This window comes from Pseudolysinimonas sp. (genome assembly GCF_031389465.1).
In the GTDB taxonomy this organism is placed as follows: domain Bacteria; phylum Actinomycetota; class Actinomycetes; order Actinomycetales; family Microbacteriaceae; genus Pseudolysinimonas_A.
In genome coordinates this window covers 1-3,643 of record NZ_JANMSQ010000249.1, presented here as the reverse complement: position 1 = coordinate 3,643, position 3,643 = coordinate 1, and the positions used below count along the sequence as shown (strand labels likewise).

Genomic DNA, 3,643 nt, shown 5'->3' with positions numbered 1-3,643 from the left:
GAAACCTATCCCGACGCCCGAGACGGGCGTCGGCGCTGGCGTCGCAGCGAGGCCAGAAATGGCCTCGCTCTATGCTCCAGCGCGCGCTTTGATCACCGTGTGGCGATCGCGGCCTTCGCCCTCGGACTCCGAGGTGTAGCCGCGCTCGGCAACGATGTCGTGCACCAACTTGCGCTCGTAGCTCGACATCGGCGGGAGCGAAGCCGTCGCGGCTCCGCCCTCGAGACGGCTCACCGCGTGGTCGACGAGCGCCGCCAGTTCGCCCGCGCGCGCGTCCCGGGAACCTCCAATGTCGAGGATGAGCCGAGAGAAACGCCCGGTGCGATTCTGCACTGCGAGACGCGTGAGCTCCTGGATCGCCGTGACCGTATCGGGCTTCGACAGCAGGCGAAGGTTCGAGCCGTCAGTCGACGAGACCGTCAGGTAGGCCCTGCCTCCACGGGCATCAATGTCGATGTCGCCATCGATGTCGGCGATGTCGAGCAGTTCCTCGATGTAGTCCGCCGCGGCGTCGCCTTCGTCGATGACGTCCTGCTCGGAGGGCTCGGCTTGTTCGGACGGCTCGCCGTGCTCAGCGAGTTCGGCTGCGGGAGGTACCAGCTCTTCGCCATCGATCGGGCCGTCGGCCTCGTCGATGGTCGGGGTCTCGGTGGTGTCGGTCATCGGCGTCCGCCCTGTTTCTTCGATCGGTTCTTGCCCACCGGCTGCTGCCGCTGCACCTTCTTGGGTTCTTCGACGATCTCTTCGAGCATCGCCGCGTCGTCGCTCATGCTCGCCCTGCGCTTCTTCGCCAGGCGAGCTTCGCGGGCGAGGGCGGCTTCGCTGCCCGGGGTCGGCATGTTCCGGATGACGATGAACTGCTGCACCATCGTCCAGAAGTTCGAGGTCAGCCAGTAGAACATCACGCCGATCGGGAACGCGAAGCCCGAGAACGCGAAGACCAGCGGGAGCAAGTACAGCAGGATGCGCTGTTGCCGGTACATCGGGCTCGCCTTCATTTCCGGCGACTGGTTCTTCGACATGATCTGCAGCTGCGTGATGAACTGCGAAGCCGTCATGAGGATGACCATGACGACCGCGATGATGATCACGACGACCTCGACCGGGTCTCCCGCGGCGGCGCTCTGGATGCTGTCGTGCAGCGGTGCGACCCCGAACAGCGAGGCCTTCCCGAACTCGGTCGCCAGATCCTGGTTCAAGAGCCCGACGCCGGCCCGACCCTGGTTGGCCTCGTTGAGCACCGTGAACAGACCGAAGAAGATCGGCATCTGGATCAGCAGGGGGAGGCACGACGCGAACGGGTTCGTGCCGGCCTTCTTGTAGAGATCCATCGTTTCGCGCTGCATCGCCTCACGCGAGAACTGGTCGCGCTTGCCCTTGTACTTGTCCTGGATCTTCTTGAGCTGCGGCGCGACCTCGAGCATCTTGCGCTGGCTCTTGATCTGGCGCACGAAGATCGGGATGAGGGCGGCACGCACGACGAGCACGAGCCCGACGATCGACAGCACCCAGGTCAGGCCCGCCCCCGAGTCCATCCCCAGGGCGGTCAGCAGCGTGTGGAAGCCGACGAGGATCGCCTCGATGGCCTGCTTGATCGGCCACAGCAGAGTGTTGAAGAAGGCGAAGATGTCCACTGGGGTGTCAGACCTTTCCGTGGCTCGTCGGGAGGACGAAGCCGAAGTCGTTGATGCGATAACGGGGAACGCGGCGCGGCCGCACGTCGTCGACGCCGCCCCTCGCCCACGGGTGGCAACGCGCGAGACGCCAGGAGCCGAGCGCCACGCCTGTGATCACGCCGTGCTGCTGGATCGAACCCAGGGCATACGCGGAGCAGCTCGGGTAATAGCGGCAGACGTCACCGTAGAGCGGCGAAATGACGGCTCGGTAGCCGCGAAGGATGAGCACACACACGTTGCGAGGCAGCAGCCAGAGGAATGTGAGTACGGGCATCATTTCGCCACGGGGGAGTCGAGCACCTTGTGCATGTCGGCGGAGAGACTATCCCAGTGCTCCTGCGCGGAACCGGGGAGTACTCGGATGACGACGTCCTCACCCCGGTGCCCGGCGTCGACCCGTCCGCGACCGAGAGCACGGAGGCGACGTCGCACCCGATTGCGTTTCACCGCGTTGCCGACCGCTTTCGACACGATGACCCCGAAGCGCGCGGGCGCTGCGGGGTCGGTGGGGAGCCGGTAGTACACGGCCGTCGGTGTGGTCGCTCGACGCCCCCGGCGTACGGCGGCGCGGAAGTCCGCAGGGAGGACCACCCGGTTCGCCCTGGCGAGCACGGGCTCTTAGGCGGAGAGCTCGGTGCGCCCCTTGCGACGACGGGCGGCCAGGATGGCACGGCCGGCGCGCGTGTGCATGCGCAGACGGAAGCCGTGCACCTTGGCGCGGCGCCGGTTGTTCGGCTGGAAGGTTCGCTTGGTCATGATTGGTCTCCACGCCCGGCGGGCCGAGGCGATCGACAGGCCGGGAAGATCAGGTAATCCCGCGACGAACGCGGGTGAACTGATTAAAGATACGGGCAGCTCTGCCGACCGTCAAACCATCCCCATCCCCACACACCCGGTTCACCGCTCGTGCCTCCCGAGAACTAAGGTGAACTGCTGTCGTTCACACCCGCCCTTGAGAACGACGCGTCCCTCGTCCACAGGAATCAGGCCAGTGGATAACCCTGTGCACAACTGTTCCCGCGTTCCAGGATGAAGGCATGAGCGAATCCGATCCGACCCGTGACCTCTGGTCAGCCGTGCTCGCGCAGCTCGGGGCCGATGAGCGGATCACCCCGCAGCTCCACGGCTTCGTCAATCTCGTCGAGCCGAAGGGGGTGCTGAACGGCGTTCTGTACCTTGAGGTGCCCAACGAACTCACCCGCGGGATGCTCGAGCAGCGCATCCGGGTGCCGCTCATCGAGGCCATCACCGGAGCGGCTGAAGAGGTCGTCAACTTCGCGATCGTCGTCAATCCCGACATGCCGGCCGCGACCCTCGCTGCGGTCGCCGATTTCGGTGACGATCTGCCGGTAGCCCCGTCCGACCCAACCGCGACCATCGGCGAGATCAACAGCCGACGGGGCGACTCACGCCTCAACCCGAAGTACAACTTCGACAACTTCGTGATCGGCGGCTCGAACCGTTTCGCGCATGCAGCCGCCGTTGCGGTAGCCGAGGCGCCGGCGAAGGCCTACAACCCGCTCTTCATCTACGGCGACTCCGGTCTGGGCAAGACCCACCTCTTACACGCGATCGGTCACTACGCCGAGAACCTCTACACCGGCATCCGTGTCAGGTATGTGTCGAGTGAGGAGTTCACGAACGACTTCATCAACTCGATCCAGAACAACCGGGCGTCGGCCTTTCAGTCGCGCTACCGCGAGATCGACATTCTGCTGATCGACGACATCCAGTTCTTGCAGCGCGCGGTGGAGACCCAGGAGGCGTTCTTCCACACCTTCAACACGTTGCACGATCACAGCAAGCAGGTCGTCATCACGAGCGACGTCGCACCGAAGTTCCTCACCGGCTTCGAAGACCGGATGCGGTCGCGCTTCGAGTGGGGTCTCATCACCGATGTGCAGGCTCCCGACCTTGAGACCCGCATCGCGATCCTCAGAAAGAAGGCGCAGAGCGAGAAGCTTCAG

Annotated in this window: 6 protein-coding genes; 1 reads left to right on the top strand and 5 read right to left on the bottom strand. The window is 64.9% G+C overall.

What is annotated here, in order from left to right; genetic code table 11:
• Nucleotides 1–69: 69 nt before the first annotated feature.
• From RMO30_RS09895 to rpmH, 5 genes are read right to left on the bottom strand one after another with little or no spacing between them, the layout of a single operon-like run.
• Nucleotides 70–663 carry a R3H domain-containing nucleic acid-binding protein gene (locus RMO30_RS09895; protein ID WP_309712693.1) on the bottom strand — a complete coding sequence of 198 codons (594 nt, stop codon included), beginning with the start codon at nt 661–663 and terminating at the stop codon, nt 70–72.
• Nucleotides 660–1,634, bottom strand: coding sequence for a membrane protein insertase YidC (gene yidC, locus RMO30_RS09890; protein ID WP_309712690.1), 975 nt, complete (start codon nt 1,632–1,634; stop codon nt 660–662). Before yidC ends, RMO30_RS09895 begins: the two co-directional genes overlap by 4 nt.
• Nucleotides 1,635–1,641: 7 nt before the next feature.
• Nucleotides 1,642–1,953 (bottom strand): membrane protein insertion efficiency factor YidD, encoded by a 312-nt coding sequence (gene yidD, locus RMO30_RS09885; RefSeq protein ID WP_309712687.1) that lies wholly within the window; start codon nt 1,951–1,953, stop codon nt 1,642–1,644.
• Complete coding sequence (gene rnpA / locus RMO30_RS09880; protein WP_309712684.1) at nt 1,950–2,288, bottom strand: ribonuclease P protein component; 339 nt, start codon at nt 2,286–2,288, stop codon at nt 1,950–1,952. The genes yidD and rnpA overlap by 4 nt, the downstream gene beginning before the upstream one ends.
• A gap of 6 nt (nt 2,289–2,294) precedes the next feature.
• Entirely contained in the window at nt 2,295–2,432 is a 138-nt protein-coding gene (rpmH, locus tag RMO30_RS09875) for a 50S ribosomal protein L34 (RefSeq protein WP_191283652.1), read from the bottom strand.
• Nucleotides 2,433–2,713: 281 nt separating this feature from the next.
• On the opposite strand from rpmH, the gene RMO30_RS09870 reads away from it, so the two are divergent.
• Nucleotides 2,714–3,643 (top strand): DnaA ATPase domain-containing protein (locus RMO30_RS09870; protein ID WP_309712678.1); only part of this gene is annotated, 930 nt, incomplete at its 3' end.